At 57.1% G+C, this 15,688-nt stretch carries 16 protein-coding genes; 8 read left to right on the top strand and 8 right to left on the bottom strand.

The features are described 5' to 3' along the window. The coding region (locus tag BRA62_RS04840) for a hypothetical protein (protein WP_292365256.1) at positions 1-625 on the bottom strand (625 nt) is incomplete at its 3' end. A 284-nt stretch (positions 626-909) separates the two neighbouring features. Here BRA62_RS04840 and BRA62_RS04835 point away from each other — a divergent pair. Further along, positions 910-1,932, top strand: coding sequence for a GNAT family N-acetyltransferase (locus BRA62_RS04835; RefSeq protein ID WP_292365254.1), 1,023 nt, complete (start codon positions 910-912; stop codon positions 1,930-1,932). Continuing rightward, positions 1,933-2,397 carry a hypothetical protein gene (locus BRA62_RS04830; protein WP_292365252.1) on the top strand — a complete coding sequence of 155 codons (465 nt, stop codon included), beginning with the start codon at positions 1,933-1,935 and terminating at the stop codon, positions 2,395-2,397. It begins immediately after the preceding gene. Here BRA62_RS04830 and BRA62_RS12810 read toward each other — a convergent pair. Next, entirely contained in the window at positions 2,338-2,751 is a 414-nt protein-coding gene (locus BRA62_RS12810) for a transposase (RefSeq protein ID WP_394339989.1), read from the bottom strand. The genes BRA62_RS04830 and BRA62_RS12810 overlap by 60 nt on opposite strands. A gap of 20 nt (positions 2,752-2,771) precedes the next feature. Next, positions 2,772-3,131 (bottom strand): transposase, encoded by a 360-nt coding sequence (locus BRA62_RS12805; protein WP_394339988.1) that lies wholly within the window; start codon positions 3,129-3,131, stop codon positions 2,772-2,774. On the opposite strand from BRA62_RS12805, the gene BRA62_RS04825 reads away from it, so the two are divergent. The 4 genes from BRA62_RS04825 to BRA62_RS04810 all read left to right on the top strand — a co-directional run bounded on the left by BRA62_RS04825 (position 3,036) and on the right by BRA62_RS04810 (position 8,325). Further along, on the top strand, positions 3,036-3,749 hold the full coding sequence (locus tag BRA62_RS04825; protein ID WP_394339987.1) for a GNAT family N-acetyltransferase: 714 nt from the start codon (positions 3,036-3,038) through the stop codon (positions 3,747-3,749). The genes BRA62_RS12805 and BRA62_RS04825 overlap by 96 nt on opposite strands. 222 nt (positions 3,750-3,971) lie before the next feature. After that, complete coding sequence (locus tag BRA62_RS04820; RefSeq protein WP_292365248.1) at positions 3,972-4,982, top strand: GNAT family N-acetyltransferase; 1,011 nt, start codon at positions 3,972-3,974, stop codon at positions 4,980-4,982. 306 nt (positions 4,983-5,288) lie between these two features. Then, positions 5,289-7,076: a hypothetical protein gene (locus tag BRA62_RS04815; protein WP_292365247.1), complete on the top strand. Its 1,788-nt coding sequence runs from the start codon at positions 5,289-5,291 to the stop codon at positions 7,074-7,076. A 187-nt stretch (positions 7,077-7,263) separates the two neighbouring features. Next, entirely contained in the window at positions 7,264-8,325 is a 1,062-nt protein-coding gene (locus BRA62_RS04810; protein WP_292365246.1) for a polysaccharide deacetylase family protein, read from the top strand. Positions 8,326-8,366: 41 nt separating this feature from the next. Here BRA62_RS04810 and BRA62_RS04805 read toward each other — a convergent pair whose 3' ends face one another. The 5 genes from BRA62_RS04805 to BRA62_RS04785 form a co-directional block, all read right to left on the bottom strand. Beyond that, positions 8,367-8,597: a hypothetical protein gene (locus tag BRA62_RS04805; protein ID WP_292365245.1), complete on the bottom strand. Its 231-nt coding sequence runs from the start codon at positions 8,595-8,597 to the stop codon at positions 8,367-8,369. Between the two features lie 44 nt (positions 8,598-8,641). Then, on the bottom strand, positions 8,642-9,856 hold the full coding sequence (locus BRA62_RS04800; RefSeq protein WP_292365244.1) for a lipopolysaccharide biosynthesis protein: 1,215 nt from the start codon (positions 9,854-9,856) through the stop codon (positions 8,642-8,644). A 165-nt stretch (positions 9,857-10,021) separates the two neighbouring features. Then, positions 10,022-10,819: a hypothetical protein gene (locus BRA62_RS04795; RefSeq protein WP_292365243.1), complete on the bottom strand. Its 798-nt coding sequence runs from the start codon at positions 10,817-10,819 to the stop codon at positions 10,022-10,024. Positions 10,820-10,865: 46 nt separating this feature from the next. Continuing rightward, complete coding sequence (locus tag BRA62_RS04790; protein WP_292365242.1) at positions 10,866-11,135, bottom strand: hypothetical protein; 270 nt, start codon at positions 11,133-11,135, stop codon at positions 10,866-10,868. Positions 11,136-11,286: 151 nt separating this feature from the next. After that, a complete protein-coding gene (locus BRA62_RS04785; protein WP_292365241.1) occupies positions 11,287-12,450 on the bottom strand; it encodes a glycosyltransferase family 2 protein in 1,164 nt (387 codons plus the stop codon). An 843-nt stretch (positions 12,451-13,293) separates the two neighbouring features. On the opposite strand from BRA62_RS04785, the gene BRA62_RS04780 reads away from it, so the two are divergent. Beyond that, on the top strand, positions 13,294-14,361 hold the full coding sequence (locus tag BRA62_RS04780; protein ID WP_292365240.1) for a CapA family protein: 1,068 nt from the start codon (positions 13,294-13,296) through the stop codon (positions 14,359-14,361). Positions 14,362-14,371: 10 nt separating this feature from the next. Further along, positions 14,372-15,607: a glycosyltransferase gene (locus BRA62_RS04775; protein ID WP_292365238.1), complete on the top strand. Its 1,236-nt coding sequence runs from the start codon at positions 14,372-14,374 to the stop codon at positions 15,605-15,607. Positions 15,608-15,688: the final 81 nt, after the last annotated feature.

Raw genomic sequence — 15,688 nt, 5'->3', positions numbered from 1 at the left:
GAGAGTATTGGGATGACCTCAAGGCAAGCGGTAGGATCTCGCCACGGATGTGTGTCAGGTTTCGGACATAGTAGCGGTAAAAACCCTCGAGATCGCCGGGCCGGTTTATCGTCCGAACCTCAAATCCGTCGTTCTCAAACGTGCGGATGGCCTGCTTCGTTTTCTTCGAGAGGCCGGCCCATACGGCATCGGGAGGGTTGGATTTCAGGTCCGCCACCATATGACCCGTATCCTCACCGGGAACATGGGCAAACCGGACCCGGTCCAACAGCACAGGGTTATGCGTGTTGAAATGCAGGAACGAGTATTTCTTTGCAAAGAGCGATAGAACCTCGTTGAAGTGGTCGGCACTGACGGCATCGTCCAGCACGATGTTGTTCACTTCGGAGTGGAGGATGCTGACCAGTCCCTGAAAGTTCAGTACCGATCGTTCGACCCAGGGACTTATCCCGACGATCTCCCTGCCGTTGAGAATGAGATAGTATCGCAGTTTCAGGTGAAAGACATCCTCTAAGACACTTTTCCACCGTAAACCGTGAAAGAGACTGCCTTCTGCGGACTGAGTGTTAAATTCCTCCCATTGGTGTGCATTGCTCTCTGATAATGGCTCGATCGAACACGTCATCAGGGGATTACCTGCCTGTACCCGGTATTAACATTTTTCTTATGACCGGGCAGTGCCGGCATACCTCCGGGTTCGCACAATCGGATCTCCACAAAGTGGATGAAACGCCTTCTTCCGGCCATCTTCAGCAGGGCTGAAAGCATTCAGGGGACAGAGCCCCGATGGTAAGCCGTGTTGTCCGACAGGGGTATCCGGTATGCATCACGATGAGAGGGAGAGTATCGGGACAACCTCTGCAGGGTGATGGAAAATGTTAATGCCGGGTACAGGCAGGTAATCCCCTGATGACATATTCGATCGAACCGTTGTCAGAGAGCAATGCCTGTCGATGGGAGGAATTTGTAAACCGATCGCGGGAAGGAACTCCATTTCACGGTGTACGGTGGAAGAATGCCTTAGAGGATGTGCTGAAACTGAAGGTACGCTACTACCTCATCCTCGACGATCGGAAGGTCATCGGCATATGCCCGTTCGTCGAACAATCGATGAAACGGTTCCGGGGCCTGAACGGCATACCCCGCTCCGAATACAACAACATCATACTGGACGAAACCTTTGATGCAGATCATATCAATGATATTTTGTCCCTTTTCTCGAAAAGATACTCGTTTCTTTACTTTAATACATACGACCCGGGCCTGCCCGATAAGATCGGGTACCATACCGTCCCGAACGAGGATGGAAGCAACGTAATACTGGACCTGAACCGAAACCCCCCGGAGACGATATGGAAGGAGATTCTGTCGAAAGACGAACGATATAAAGTCACTAGATTCGAAAAGGGAGGGTTTACGGTTCAAGAGATGGAACAGGGCCACGGCATCGAACAATTTTATCGCTATTACTCGGATAACCTGAACCGTATAAATGGCTATGTTCTACCGTTTACTTTTTTCCAGAGGCTTCTTGACGCTTTTTCACAGAATGAAGTGCGAATCGCACTTCTCACCAGGAACGGCGTCTTCGCCGGGGGAAACCTGGCAATACTGGACCCCGCACGGAAAACCGCCTATTTCCAGTACCTGGCGTTGAACCGGGACCTCCCGAACAAGTACTCGCCCACCTACTATCTTTCGTGGGAGGGCATCAACTGGGCCTGGGAGAACGGTTACGAACGGATATCACTCGGGCGCGAGAGGCCGGATAACCCCCGCGTCCGGAGCAAACGGAAATTCGGGGCTGAGCCCTTGCCGATCCATTCAAGGGTTGTTCTCCTCTCAAAGACGGCCTCCCTGCTCTATCAATTGAAAAAATCCATTTCAGGAAGCGAACAGGCAACAGTTCCCACCGCAGGCCGGGTGTCGTGAATGGTGCGGATAGAGGTGAAAGCATTAGAAGCAGATGAGTTCCCCGTATGGGACGAACTGGTCGCCGGCTCCGATCAGGGGACGATATTCCACACGAGCGACTGGGCGGTCAGGACCGCTTCGTCACTGAACCGGACGCCGGTGGTACTCGGGTGCTACGAAGACGATGCGTTGATCGGGGGCTGCCCCCTCCTCCTGTCAAACCCGTATAAACTGCTCAGAATCGCCTCTTCCGCAGCACTGCTGGCTCCTTACGGCGGGATAGTGATAGCCGGAATAGAGAGTACCAAACAAAGAGAGAGGGAGTTGCATGCCGACAGGGTCATCGCATCCATCTGCAATCATATTGTCCGGCAGAGGTTCGACCATGTGGACCTGGTGAACTCTCCGGGACTGGAGGAGAGGTCATCCCATAACCCTCCAGATCATAATGGCACATGCCAGGTGGATCAATCCGAGGAATGAGTGTTCATAGCGTTCATATCGAGGAACAATCTTCTTGAATGCCTCGATCCAGCTGAAGAACCGTTCAATAGCCCCTCTTTCTTTATACAGTGTCGGATCGAACCAGCGCGGTCTTCCCCGCTTCGGGTGTATCCGGGATCTCGGGTTGGTCGGGATGTTGCTCTTGATCCTTCGTTTCCGGTTGTACTGGCGGATCATCTGGGCATCGTAGGCTGCATCCGCCGAGATGATTGAGGGATGAACCTGCATCTCTGGAATCGTAAACGCTTCAACGGTTGGTTCATAAAGTTGGGAATCATGGATATTTGCCGGGAAGACCGTACAGGCAAGGGGGAGACCGCTCCGATCAACCAGAGCGCTCAGCTTGTTCCCTTTTACTTTCTTATAGCCATCATAACCGGTCGATCCCCCTTTTTAGCCGGGATATCCTTGGTATCGGTGGAACAGTGGGTGAGATCGATTTTCCGGATCTCATAGCCCGATCGAAGAAGATCGAGGAAAATGTCCTGATAGATGCCGTGTTCGGCAAGGTAAAGGTGAAACCGATGTACCGTCGATTTCGTGCCGTATTGCCGAGGGACGTCACTCCAGGTACAACCGGTGGTCAGGACATACAGGATGCCGTTGAACATCGCACGATGGTCGGTTCTGGGTCGCCCGACATGAGGTTTCTGGGGAGGGAGATGCGGCTCAATGATTGCCCAGAGTTCGTCATCGATTTCCCGGAATGCCATACACCCCGGGTTTTATTCAAGGTCTCTTATAATTGTGGGATGACCTCGGATGTTCGAGGGTTCACCAGGAACGGGTGGGATGCAAAGGTCTACTACACTTATATGCTTCCGACCGACAGGGATGTGTCCGAACATATTTCCAAAAACGCACGGCGAAGTATTCGCAAAGCCCAGAAACTGGGCGTTACCGCAACAGAACATTTTGACGCCGAGACATACTGGGAGCTCACGAAGAATACCTTTGCAAAACAGAATTCGCAACCGCCGTTCTCCAAAAAGCACCTCATGAACATGCTGGATGCGATCCGGGAGAAGAACCTGGGCGAGATGTGGGTCGCGAAGACTCCTTCGGGAGAGGTAGCTGCGGCCGAAGTCATCGTTTGCGACTCAAAGACTGCTCATCGGTGGTCTGCAGCCTCTGCGGAAGAGCACCTGAACACGGGGGCGGCTTCGCTTCTTCTCAGCGAGGTTGTCACTCATTTTGCGGAACGGCATTATCCGTCGGTCAATCTGATGGCCGGGAACATGGCCCGCCTGAGTGCGTTCATAGCAACGTTCAACCCGGACCTTGTTCCGTATTACGGCGTCGAGCGGTCCGGGCCAGATACACCTTCATGAGCAGGGTTAACACTCGCGTAAAGGCCATGATATCCCGCGCCGCCTGAAAAACCGGTTCCAGGACCGGGTATGCCGGGATGAATTTCCCGTTTCTCATGGCACCGGTCGCCCTATACGGAATCCCGGATGTCATGATGAAGGGGTTTTACGGGCAAACGGGTTCGGATAACGGAATATAAAAGGTGGAAAGTATTATCAAAGTTGTCCGGCAAGGTGCCCATCATGACTTATTCCATTGAACTGCTATCCGGGGAGAACGCACACCAATGGAAGGAGTTCAACGATCGATCCCGGGAAGGCACGCCGTTCCACAGCCTGCGCTGGAAGAGTATTTTAGAAGACGCATTGAACCTGCGATTGCGGTACTACCTCATCCTCAAAGACCAGCAGGTTGTCGGCATATGCCCGTTTGTCGAACAGTCGGCAGGTTTCTTCCATGGTTTAAACAGTATCCCTCACTCCGAATTCAACAATATGATATTGGACGATTCTTTTGACATCAACCATCTCGATGAGGTTCTATCGCTCTTCGCAGAAGAATGCTCGTTTCTTCACTTCAACACCTACTCTCCTGATACAATGGATGAAACAAAGCACGATAACTTCATCATTGAGCATACGGGCAATATGATACTGAACTTAAAGCAAACGTCTCCGGAAGTAATCTGGAGCACCTTTTCGAGGAACATGCGGTACAACATCCAGATATTTGAAAAAAGAGGTTTTACGATCCGGGAGGCGCATGAACCGTCCGAAATTAAAAGGTTCTATCGATACTACGTAGAAAATTTAACACACATTAATGGGGATATCCTGCCATCCTCTTTTTTCGAGAGACTCCTGGACTTCTTCCCTGACGATGTGAGAATTGCGATCCTGGCAAACGGCGACGTATTTGCAGGCGGATGGCTGACGCTGGCGTCTCCGGATAGAGCAACCGCCTATTACCAGTACCTGGCCTTGAACCGGAACCTCCCGAACCGGTATACCCCCACGTACCCTGTATACTGGGATCTGGTCAACTGGGCGTGGGAGAACGGGTACGAGAAGCTGTCCTTCGGGCGGCAGAGGCTGGAACCGGATAACCCCCGTTTCCAGGGCAAAGCAAAATTCGGGGCCGAATACATACCTATTCATGCACGGCTGGTCCTGCTGTCGAAAACAGCATCCCTGGCTTACCGGATGAAAAAGAGACTCTCCGGGATTCAGGTTGCTCGTGCTTTTACTGCATAATAAGCAGCTGGCAGAGACCGGTTTCCGACGCAACCGATGAACGACAAAGAGATTCGTCTGCCGGCAGGGGAGCAAAGCGCGGCGCTACCCCTTTCGGAGAGAGGATAATTTGGTTTTAGCGGCGTTTTGCGCCGCCCCCTTTCATATTTAAGCAGTATCCTCAAGATCGGGCAACCCCGCATATCATAAACGAACTGAATCGCTCTGCAACCGGCGAAATTTTAATATACTCTTAATGTTCTGACGATGACAGGCTCCATCTCACAGTGACACGAGATAATGCCAGCAAAATTCAGGTGTATACGCATGGAAAGAAGAAATTTCGCCCTGATAACGGTGATGCTCGCGGCTATCGTCATCCTTGCTATCCTCGTCGCATGGATGGCTCTTTACTCCGGCCTCCGGGAGATGCAGCCAGAGGATACGGCGGTTACGATATCCGGCACCCTTGTCTCCGAGGATCGGGATCCCGGCACGACCTACATCCTCGCAACTTACCCGGTCGTTCTCCAGAAGATACGCGAGATGGAGACGGAGGCGCAGCCATACGCATCAGAGCACGTCGTCGCGTATACAACCATCAGCGCCCCGGGCCCCTATCGCGTCAGGGTTCCCGAACCCGGCGAATACTTCCTCTATGCCTGGAAAGACACGAACGGTGACGGAGGAATCGATCATGAAGATTACCTGGAACCCACCGGCTGGTACCGGACCGACGATTACCTGCTGCCGACGAGCGTTAACGTGACCGACGGCAACGACGTTTCCGGGATCGACCTGACACTGATCGCCCCGACTCCTTACCCGGATGAGGAGTTGAGTGTCGATCGGGGGAACGGTGGGGGAACCCTGAAGACGATCAAGGGGTATCCGGTCCTGCAGCTCCGCGGGACCGACGAAGAACGAGCGTATGCCCAGGGATATCTTGTCGGCCCGCAGATCAGGGACTGGGTCGAGTATGTCCTGATCGAGTACTATGCCCGGTCCCCGTCGCTCTACGAAAACGACCTCCTGCCCTTCATCCGGAACAATTTCTCGGCAAATGATCCCTACGTTCCCGTTGCCGACGCGATGATCCAGGGCATGAGGGACTCGGGGACCGGTATGCACATCGACGTCCTCGGGCGGGACGTCATGCGCGACGATGTTCTGGCGATAAATGCTCTTTACTGCATGGTACACCTGAGAGATTCCATACCAAACGAGGAGAACGGTGAACCGGACAGCCTGATGTGCTCGAACGCGGTCGTCTGGGGCAACCTGACCCAAAACCCCGAACTCTCCGGCGGGTTGATCCACGGCAAGAACATGGACGGGGAGAACGACCTGCGGAAGATCACGGTGAACACGCTCCTTATCGTCGCGACCGAACCGGAAGAGGGGAGCGGCGGGATGCGGGTCGTGGGTATCGACTGGCCCGGCTTCTACGGGACGTATAATGCCATGAACGAGGAAGGCCTGACCCTGGCCACGCATTCCGTCGGATACGGTCCGAACTTCAGCGCAACAGACCTGCTCGAATACTCCACGCTCTATATGGAGACCCTGCAGCACTGCCGGACCATCCCCGATGCGGAGAACTACTGGATGTCGCGGGATATGACACGGACGGGTGGCTGGAACACCGCAGTCTCGGTGCCGTACAAAACGGACCCCAACGGGACCCCATCGGTGACATTCGAGTCCGACTCCTATGGGATGGCGGTACGGAGACCCGGTGAGGTTCCGCCGACCGGCATCCCTGCGATCCTGACGACCAACAACTTCTATATCTATAACGCCGGACCGGGCACGGAAGCAGCGGCGGACGGAGAACCGGGATCCATCCTGCCGACCCATCATCGGTACATAGCAATGAACGATACCCTGAACCGATTCATAAGCGAAGGCCGCAGCATCGGTACGCCCGAGATGATAGAGATCCTGCGGGCGGCATCGAACTCCACCAGTTACAGCGGTGCCACCGAGTACAGCTACATCGGGTATCCCGACACCATGTCCTTTGCCGTCGCACGGGAGGATCTGGAACTGAAGATACTCGATGCGTCGTACGCGGACTTCACGACGTTCTCTTTTGAGGAGGTATTCCGGTAACAACTTTCAGGGGATCCATCTTATGCAGGGGAGAGAAGAGAATGCACTGCGGAACATCTCCGGGGCGGAAGGCAGGACCGAATCAGAAGATCCATATACTTCCGGGACCGGCAGCGGGATACCGCACCGGCGTGAAAGGTATATGCCATCCGACTCAGGATTACAGGGCAGGAGGGGGATACCCCGCATGACGGATCTGCTCAGGCAGGACGAAGAGATCTGGGACCTGTTCACCAGAAAGGAGGAGTGCGAGAGGCGCGACCGGGACGGATACGGCCGGTTTCCCTACTACAGGAGCCGGCACCGTGACGTCTGTGTACCCCGGGCATCACAGATCCTCATGGAGAATGGCTTTCAGTGTGAATACCCGGAAGGCCAGCCTTTTGCGATCTGCCTTACGCACGACATCGACACAGTCTACAAGCCTCTCCCCATAAAGGGCTATGAGATCGTCAAGTCGTTAAGAGACGGGGATTTCTCGCGCGCAGGCCACATAATTCCGCAACTGCGCTCAAAAAAGCGTCCCGCATGGAACTTCCAGGAGATCGCCGAACTCGAGGATTCCTATGGAGCATGCTCCAGTTTCTATTTTCTGGCCCTGGAGAAGGATGACCGGGACTACGCATACGCGATCGAGGACCTGGAACAGGAGATCTGCATGCTCCATGACCAGGGGTGGGAGGTCGGCCTGCACGGGGGATGCAGGACTTATTGCGATCCGGAGAGGCTGCTCGCGGAGAAGAGGCACCTTGAGAAGATCCTCAGCAGGAAGGTTGCCGGATTCCGGAACCATTACCTCAGGTTCCGGGTGCCTGATACCTGGGAGCTGCTGGAAGGAGCAGGATTCCTCTACGACACCACGCTCGGATATCCGGACTGCATCGGGTTTCGGAACGGCATGTGCCACCCGTTCCGGCCGTTCAACCTGAATACCGGCCGGGAGATGGAGGTCCTTGAGATCCCGCTCGCTGTCATGGATCGGACGTTGCTCCTGCACATGCGGTTGAATATCGAGCAGGCCTGGGACGAGATGGAACGGGTCCTCAATACCGTCGAACGGCATCACGGTGTGATCACCGTCCTCTGGCATAATGAGTTCATGATCGGCACATCACTTCAGTTCTACAAAAAGATTCTGGAGTACGGACGCGACAGGGGAGCCTGGATGACGGGCGGCAGGGAGATCGCGACATGGTGGGAGAAGAACGGGTTGCGGCCTCCCGGGGACGGCGTGACGGGCGGCCCCTGAGGAGGTGCCGCACGGCTGCTCCACGGAAATCGCCCGACCCGTTAGCGGAGCAGGCCCAGTCGCTCCAGCCAGTGCAGATATTCCGGGGGGACGGAACCCCGGATCATCCCCAGAACTTCTCTGTGGACCAGGGTGTCCGTAAAGAAGATCAGGAGATAGTAGGCAACCGCGGTTACTCCTGCAGCAACCAGCAGGAGTAGAAACGGGACATCCAGGTACCTCCCGATTGCGAGGGGGAGGGCGAGCGCGATGCTGATCAGCAGATGCCTCACCAGGCTGAGGACACTGCTCCGGTACCCGGCCCCGGACTCTCTTATTAGGTAGACGCTCTTCCCCCCCAGAGGAGCACGCCGCCGGCGGAGAAGAACGTGAGTACTGCGACGGGATCGCCCAGGATGCCGCCGACGGAGAACAGGAGTAGCCATGCGCACAGGGTCGTGATCTCGAAGAGGAAGAAAGCCCTCTGCCTGTCGAGGACACCGAAAAGAGATGAGATCGGAGAGACGGCAAACACGGCGAACAGCCACGGGGTAAGGATCATGGCGTAGGTGCCTGCAGTGAGCCAGTCCGCGCCGAAGACGAAGGTAAAGAGGTCCTCGGCGAGGATGGCAAAGATGATGAAGGGGAAGATGCCGACGGAGATGAGCCTTGTGTGGACCTCACGGACCACGTTTTTGACAGCCCCGGTCTGGATTCTCTCCTCGCTTGCTTTCTGGAAGAAGACCTGCGTGACGGATGTTCCCACCACCATCATGGGCAGCCGTACCGCCATTATGGTAAGGGCATAGAACCCGACAATGACCGGGTTGAAGAAGTAAGCGAGCATGAATGCCGGCAGTTCCCAGGACGCACTGTTTGCAAGGCTTCCAAGTGACGCGAAGAACGAGAAACGGCTGTACCGGAAGGCGAGGTCCTTCATCCGTCCGGGTGTAACCGATTTCAGGAGGGGAGCATCCTCTTTCAGTCTCCGCAGCATGGGGAGATTGGCGAGGGCCGCGCCGATCACCGAACCGAGGATGAGGCCGAGCGGGGAGGCATGGATCAATCCGGCTCCGATCTGAAATACACGCGTTGAGACGGAATTCATCACGATACCCCTTGCAATGGCGCCGTACCGCACTTTCCGGGAGAACCACTCGCTCAGGACTATGTAGAGACTGCTGAATGTAACAAAGAACGGCAGCAGTATCAGGTAATCGGCGATCGCCGGCGTATTGAGGATATCCGCGAACCAGTCGCCAAACCAGGCAAAGACGACGCCGGTCAGGACGGCGACCCCCAGTATACAGGCAACACAGAGTGCAAGTACGTTCACGGAGTCGTCGTCTTTCTCCGTCACCATGATTGCGAAGTGATAGGAGAGAGAGGAGACGACCGTGATCACCAGCGCCATCGAGAGAAAGAGCTGGTTAACGCCGAAGAATTCTGGAGAGTAGATGCGTGTAACTACGGGAATGAGGACTATGGCAACTACCTGGGCAATCACGGTGCCCGATGTCAACTTGAGGAGATTGCTGAGGAAACTCGCCATGAGAAGTTCTCACGCCCTACATCAGGGGGTGATGATATATGTTTTGCTGCGACCTCCGGAGGACCAATGAAAGGCATTGCCGATAATATTCCGATCCTTCTCCCCAGGCACCCGACCATTTATGCACCGGCGGGAAGGGGGCGTGGCATACGTTGCCGGTCCCCTTCAGGCGGCGTGTCCCTTAAGAGTATAGTAAATCTCCATGCGGTGTGACCGTGCGCCGTCGTCCTGGGTTACGTGGTCCAGGCTGACCTCGCACTTAAGGCCGTCCGCGATCATGCACGCGATCAGGCTACAGATCGAGCAGGGGCAGAGTGCGCAGAATTCCGGAGACGCCTCGCGAAGCGAAGCACAACTGGGAATGAGCAGATAATTATGCAGGGTAAAGATCACCGTGTCGCCTTCCCGTTTTACATCCACCCGGTCCACAACCGAGAGAAGATCCTCGCACACCTCCCTGATCGCCCCCATCAGCAGGCCGTAATCCGAGGGCAGGACAAAGTCGTTGTCGCGTTTCAGGTCATCGAGAATGGGGCCTGCCAGGGGATGGGTTATGGTCCCGGTACTCCCGTTGTGACAGGCAAATCCACCTCCGTCTCCCAGGAACGGCCTGCAGGCGGGCTGGGTCGGAATGAACTGCATGACCTCCCCGTCTTCGCTCTCCGGCGGAAGAAAGATTGCGGCTCCATACCCGCCCAGGTCGCGGATGGTGCGGCCCAGGGTGGAGATGCCCTGCAGGGAGAGCCGGCTGGCCAGCTGTGCGTCCACAGAGTCGTCGCCGCCGAGCGCGAAGAGAAAAGCACCGCCGATGAAACCGGTCGCACCCAGCAGGAGGAGTTGATTCTGCATATACCCCTGCGGGTCCGAGAGCAGGACTGCAAGGAAGAGCAGGACTGCAAACCCAATAAGGAGGTATGAGGCGATTCTGTAGTGCTTATGCCTGTCCATTACCATGTCTTTCACCCGAACATCCTGCAGGGCACGGAAGAGACGCCCTCATATCCGCCGGTCAGAGGCTCCAGTATTCGTTCAACTCCAGTACCCTCAGGGCGACGAGCAGGCCAAAGAGCGCCGTGCTGGCTATTGTCATGCGACGCATGTTGCGCATATACCCGGGCCTCGAAAAGACCGGGTGGATCGTATAGACGATGATGAAGAAGCCCACCAGCACGATGGCCATGAACAGTTTCAGGTTCGGCGCATGAAGTATATACATGAAACTGCTCACGGCGAGCATCCAGGCTGCCAGGGCGATCGATGCAGCATCGGTTTTACGCATCGCTGAACCTATCGTGAACACATACATATAATACCTGCGGATGTCGGGGGGCACCGGAAACAGGCTGTAACTTCAAGAGTAACCCCGCCGGCGTGCGTGCCGTACACCCTTCGCCTCTGCCAAACCGTTTTTCTTCTTTTTTGCATGAGATTCACGCATCTCTTTTCATGCGGCGCTGCTCCATCGCCGTGAGGAAGTTCAGGATCAACCCGGACTCGATCAGCGAAAGGCCGAGGATCAGTGCGGTGATTCCCAGGGGAAAAAGAACGTAATGGAACTGGTTGGTCCGGTAGAGTTCGGAGAAGGTATAGATCTCAAGACCCAGCCCAAAAAGCACGATAAGACCTCCAGGAATGCCGAAGAAGAGCAGCGGCCGCCGGTTGCCGATGAGTTCCACGATCTTTGCCAGCACCCCGAAGCCGTGGGAGAGCGGGTTCTTCTTGTGCTTGTGGGGGACGTCGTAGGTGACAGAGATCGGGACCTCGGTCATCCTGAGGTTCAGGGGGGCAAAGTGGGCGATCATGTCGGACTCGATGTTGTAACCCTCCGAGGAGAAGGTCAGGTTCTCGAGGGCACGGCGGGAGAGTGCCCGGAACCCTGACTGGGAGTCGGTCGTCGAAAAATTGCCGTCTACCGAGAGGTTCGTAAACCCATTGAGCACCATCTGGCCTGCCCTGCGGTAGGCAGGGATCTCGGCCCGGGTCTCCAGGAACCGCGAGCCGATGACGAGATCGGCGACGCCCGCGAGCACCGGCGCCGCCACGATCGGGATCTCTTCGGGGTCGTGCTGGCCGTCACCGTCGAGCATCACGACAGCCTCGTAGCCAAGTTCACGCGCCCGGGCAAACCCGGCCATCATGGCCTTCGCCTTGCCGCCATTCTCCGGCATCTCGATGACGTCGGCGCCGGCAAGCCGGGCGATCGCAGCGGTTCGGTCCGCCGAGCCGTCGTCGACGACGATCACCCGGTCGGCGTGCTTCTTCGCCAGGAGGACGACGGAGCCGATGACGAGGCCCTCATTATAGGCGGGAGCGGCGACGGCAAACGAACGGGCGCCTGCCCTTGCGGTTGCGGGGTGTACCGTCCCGACGCCCGGCCCTTCCCCGAACGCGGCGGGGGAGGAGCGACCATCTTCCGCGACGCCGGCTCCGTTATCCGGAAAGGTATCCCGGGGTGGACGGGGAGGTTTCTGCAGAGTTCGGCCCCCGGCAACCTCCGGGGAGGTGTTGCCGGAACCAACCTCCCGGGCAACCGTCTTTTCTCTGTCGGCAAGAACCTCGACCGCAGTAGAACGAATAGACCCGTACCGGCTCATGTGAATCACTCCAGCAGAAGACGAAGAGTACGACGCCAAACACCCCACGACCGAATCAATGCGCATGGAGAGCGGATCCGGACGCAGATCACAGGATCTGCTCGTTTCAGTCGCACCGTCCGACACTGCCATACTGTTGCCAGTATATATACATTTCTCCGGATACGGGTTCCTGCAGAAGTCGGCAGCCGGTCCCCGAACACCGATTCGATTGGTACAAGCACCTCAGGACCATCAGAATCATGGTTCCGTATGGAGGAACTGCGACTCGGTGGATATCTTCACGAAAACGGCGATACGGTTGCCCCGGAATGCGATCGTCCCCGCGGAACCGGATCGTCGAGCCCGAAAGAGAGCGGGAACGAAGAGTCTCCGGAAAACAGGTGTCCCCTTTCCATGGGACATGGGTTGCACGGCGGATACACGGCGGCATCAGCCCCCTGCTTCATCACCGGATCAGTGGGGGTAACTCTCATCATCTGCCGCCTGGCAGTCCAGGTACGTATTCACTGTAAAAGCAGTTAATGGTTCGGGGGGGTGCCGATTCCGACGCCATTTCGTGCCCCGCATGGAGCGCCGGGGCCACCGTATGCGCCGGGGTCTGCTTGCCGGGGGCAGAAAGCGGGGCAAAATATATATTGTCACACTGCCTGTCTGGAACTCAACGCTTCGATGGAGGGAGGGCAGTATTCCAGATTACCCGTATATGAAGGTTTTTCTCGCAGACGGCAACAGAACTCCACCACAGGGACTTAAGAAAGTGGGAGCCTGCAGGTCGATGCAGAAGGCCGGCTACAGGCCCGGGACTTCTGTAGCGAGCGAAGAGTCTGCCGGAGGAGAAGCATGACATCGGTGCGGCTGCGGGCCGTCGGGGACGTGCTCCTCTGGATCAGGAACGGCAAAGAACCGTTTGCCCTGATCCAGGATGAACTCCGGCAGAAAGATCTGCTCTTCGGGAACCTGGAGACAGTCCTCTCCAAGAGCGGGACCGAGAGCAGGAAACGCTGGGTCAACACAACTCCTCCGGAAGCGGGTGATTACCTCAAAGACGCCGGGTTCGATATCCTCAGCGTGGCAAACAACCACACGCTCGATATGGGACAGGAAGGATTCGAGAAGACCCTCGAAGGTCTTGAGGCCCGCGGCATCGCCTACATCGGAGGGGCACGGGGTGACGACCCACCGGCAGGGCTGGTCGTCGAGCGCAACGGGATCCGGCTCGGCTTCCTCGCGTATACAAGCGGGAGGTTCCGGTCGCCGCCGGGCGTCACCGTACCCAAACTGAAGAAGAAAGCCATCATCAACGATATCAGAGCACTGAACGACCGGTGCGACCATATCGTCGTCTCCCTGCACTGGGGGGTAGAGAACACCTACTACCCCTCCCCGGACCAGGTCAGGCTCGCCCACAGCCTCATCGATGCGGGGGCAACCCTGGTTCTCGGGCACCACTCGCATACCATCCAGGGGCTGGAGCGGTACAAAGACGGCCTGATCGCCTACTCCCTCGGGAATTTCCAGTTCGATACCGAGATCTTCAAGGAGAAGATCAACAGCACCATGATCCTCTCGGTGGACTTCGACCGGCACGGCATCCGGGACTACACAGTCGTTCCCTGTGTCATCAACAGCGACTTCCAGCCGGAGGTGGCGGAAGGGCGGACCCGCGAGAAGGTGCAGCGCTGGATCACGAGGTGTTCGGACCGGGTCCAGAACGGGGGGGTCAGCCGGCAATGGTGGTTTGAGCAGATCGGCGAGGACTACCTGCTGTACAACCTGGAGAGTTACCGGTACCGGATCCGTCAGCACGGGCTCGCGCCCCTGGTCGAATGCGGGGTCTGGCTGATGACGCCGTTCTGCCTGAACTGCTATGCGGGCGTGATCAGAAAACGGCTGAGACACGGGACATAGGAGGACGTGTATGAAGATATTACAGGTCACCCCGTTCTTCAAACCGCTCTGGGAGTCGGGCGGGGTGGCGCGGGTAGCATATGACATCTCTCATAGCCTTCACGAAAACGGGCACGATGTCACGGTCTATACGACGAACAGGAGCATCTATCCAAACGACCTGCCGACGAACAGCCTGACCTCCGTCGACGGGATGGACGTTTACTACTTTGAGAACTTACGAAAGTACACGCGGGGCGCGATCCTGCCGGTGATGCCCTACCGCATGCCGGCGGTCGCGAGAAGGGATATCGCGCAGTTCGACGTGGTCCACATCCACGACCATCGCACCATGCTCACCGTCATCGCCTCGCACTACGCGAGGAAGTACGGCGTACCCTATGTGCTCCAGGCGCACGGGGCGCTCCCACAGGATACGGGCTCTACGCGGATGAAGCGGCTCTTCGACCGGCTCTGGTCGAAGAAGGTGATCCTCGGCGCCGCAGGGGTGATCGCGCTCAACGAGACGGAGGCCGGGCGCTACCGCGATCTGGGTGTTGCCGATGAGAGGATCGCGATCGTCCCGAACGGCATCGACCTCGCCGAGTACCCCGACCTTCCGGCCCGCGGCAGGTTCCGTACCGCGTGGGGCATCGACGACGCCACGAAGGTCGTGCTCTACCTCGGGAGGCTCGACCCGACGAAGGGGATCGATCTTTTGATCCGCTCGTTTGCCCTGGTCGCACGGGAGTTCGACGACACCGTTCTCATGCTGGTGGGAGGAGACATGGGCCACAACGACGAGTTCAGGCAGCTGGTCCGGTCGCTCGATCTTGAGGACCGGGTGGTCTTCACGGGGTTCGTGAGCAAGGAGGACAAGATGGCTGCGTACACCGACGCAGACGTCTTCGTGACGCCGACGTTCACCGGCTTTCCCGTCACGTTCCTCGAAGCGTGCCTCTGCGGAACACCCATCGTGACGACGGGGAAGGGGGACCTGCTCGGATGGATCGACGACACCGTCGGGTTCAATACCAGGTGCACGCCGGAGGAGCTTGCCGAAACCATAGGGCGTCTGCTTGCCGACGACGCCCTGCGGGCCAGGTTCGGCGAGCAGGCGAAGGAGCTCGTCCGGACCAGGTACAACTGGCAGGCAATCGTCCACGAGATCGAGACGTTTTACGCGAAGGTTGCCGGGAGCACGGAAGGAAGTATACCGATGGGGCTCTCAAAAGGGGCGGCCCCGAAGGCTCCGGATACTTTTTGAATGCACCCGGCCGGAGGGCGGGTGCATGAGCACCGTTAGGAACGACTGCCCGTAGGACAGGAGTTCGAGCACCGAAGGTGC

The organism is Methanoculleus sp. UBA208, assembly GCF_002498065.1.
Classification (GTDB): Archaea; Halobacteriota; Methanomicrobia; order Methanomicrobiales; family Methanoculleaceae; genus Methanoculleus.
This window is presented reverse-complemented; position numbering and strand designations above follow the sequence as displayed.

What these genes read in the sequence shown, in the direction of transcription:
- BRA62_RS04835 (WP_292365254.1), top strand. Translation starts at nt 910, where the DNA reads ATGACATATTCGATCGAACCGTTGTCAGAGAGCAATGCCTGTCGATGG.
- BRA62_RS04830 (WP_292365252.1), top strand. Translation starts at nt 1,933, where the DNA reads ATGGTGCGGATAGAGGTGAAAGCATTAGAAGCAGATGAGTTCCCCGTA.
- BRA62_RS04825 (WP_394339987.1), top strand. Translation starts at nt 3,036, where the DNA reads ATGGTCGGTTCTGGGTCGCCCGACATGAGGTTTCTGGGGAGGGAGATG.
- BRA62_RS12805 (WP_394339988.1), bottom strand. Translation starts at nt 3,131, where the DNA reads ATGGCATTCCGGGAAATCGATGACGAACTCTGGGCAATCATTGAGCCG.
- BRA62_RS04820 (WP_292365248.1), top strand. Translation starts at nt 3,972, where the DNA reads ATGACTTATTCCATTGAACTGCTATCCGGGGAGAACGCACACCAATGG.
- BRA62_RS04815 (WP_292365247.1), top strand. Translation starts at nt 5,289, where the DNA reads ATGGAAAGAAGAAATTTCGCCCTGATAACGGTGATGCTCGCGGCTATC.
- BRA62_RS04810 (WP_292365246.1), top strand. Translation starts at nt 7,264, where the DNA reads ATGACGGATCTGCTCAGGCAGGACGAAGAGATCTGGGACCTGTTCACC.
- BRA62_RS04800 (WP_292365244.1), bottom strand. Translation starts at nt 9,856, where the DNA reads ATGGCGAGTTTCCTCAGCAATCTCCTCAAGTTGACATCGGGCACCGTG.
- BRA62_RS04790 (WP_292365242.1), bottom strand. Translation starts at nt 11,135, where the DNA reads ATGCGTAAAACCGATGCTGCATCGATCGCCCTGGCAGCCTGGATGCTC.
- BRA62_RS04785 (WP_292365241.1), bottom strand. Translation starts at nt 12,450, where the DNA reads ATGAGCCGGTACGGGTCTATTCGTTCTACTGCGGTCGAGGTTCTTGCC.
- BRA62_RS04780 (WP_292365240.1), top strand. Translation starts at nt 13,294, where the DNA reads ATGACATCGGTGCGGCTGCGGGCCGTCGGGGACGTGCTCCTCTGGATC.
- BRA62_RS04775 (WP_292365238.1), top strand. Translation starts at nt 14,372, where the DNA reads ATGAAGATATTACAGGTCACCCCGTTCTTCAAACCGCTCTGGGAGTCG.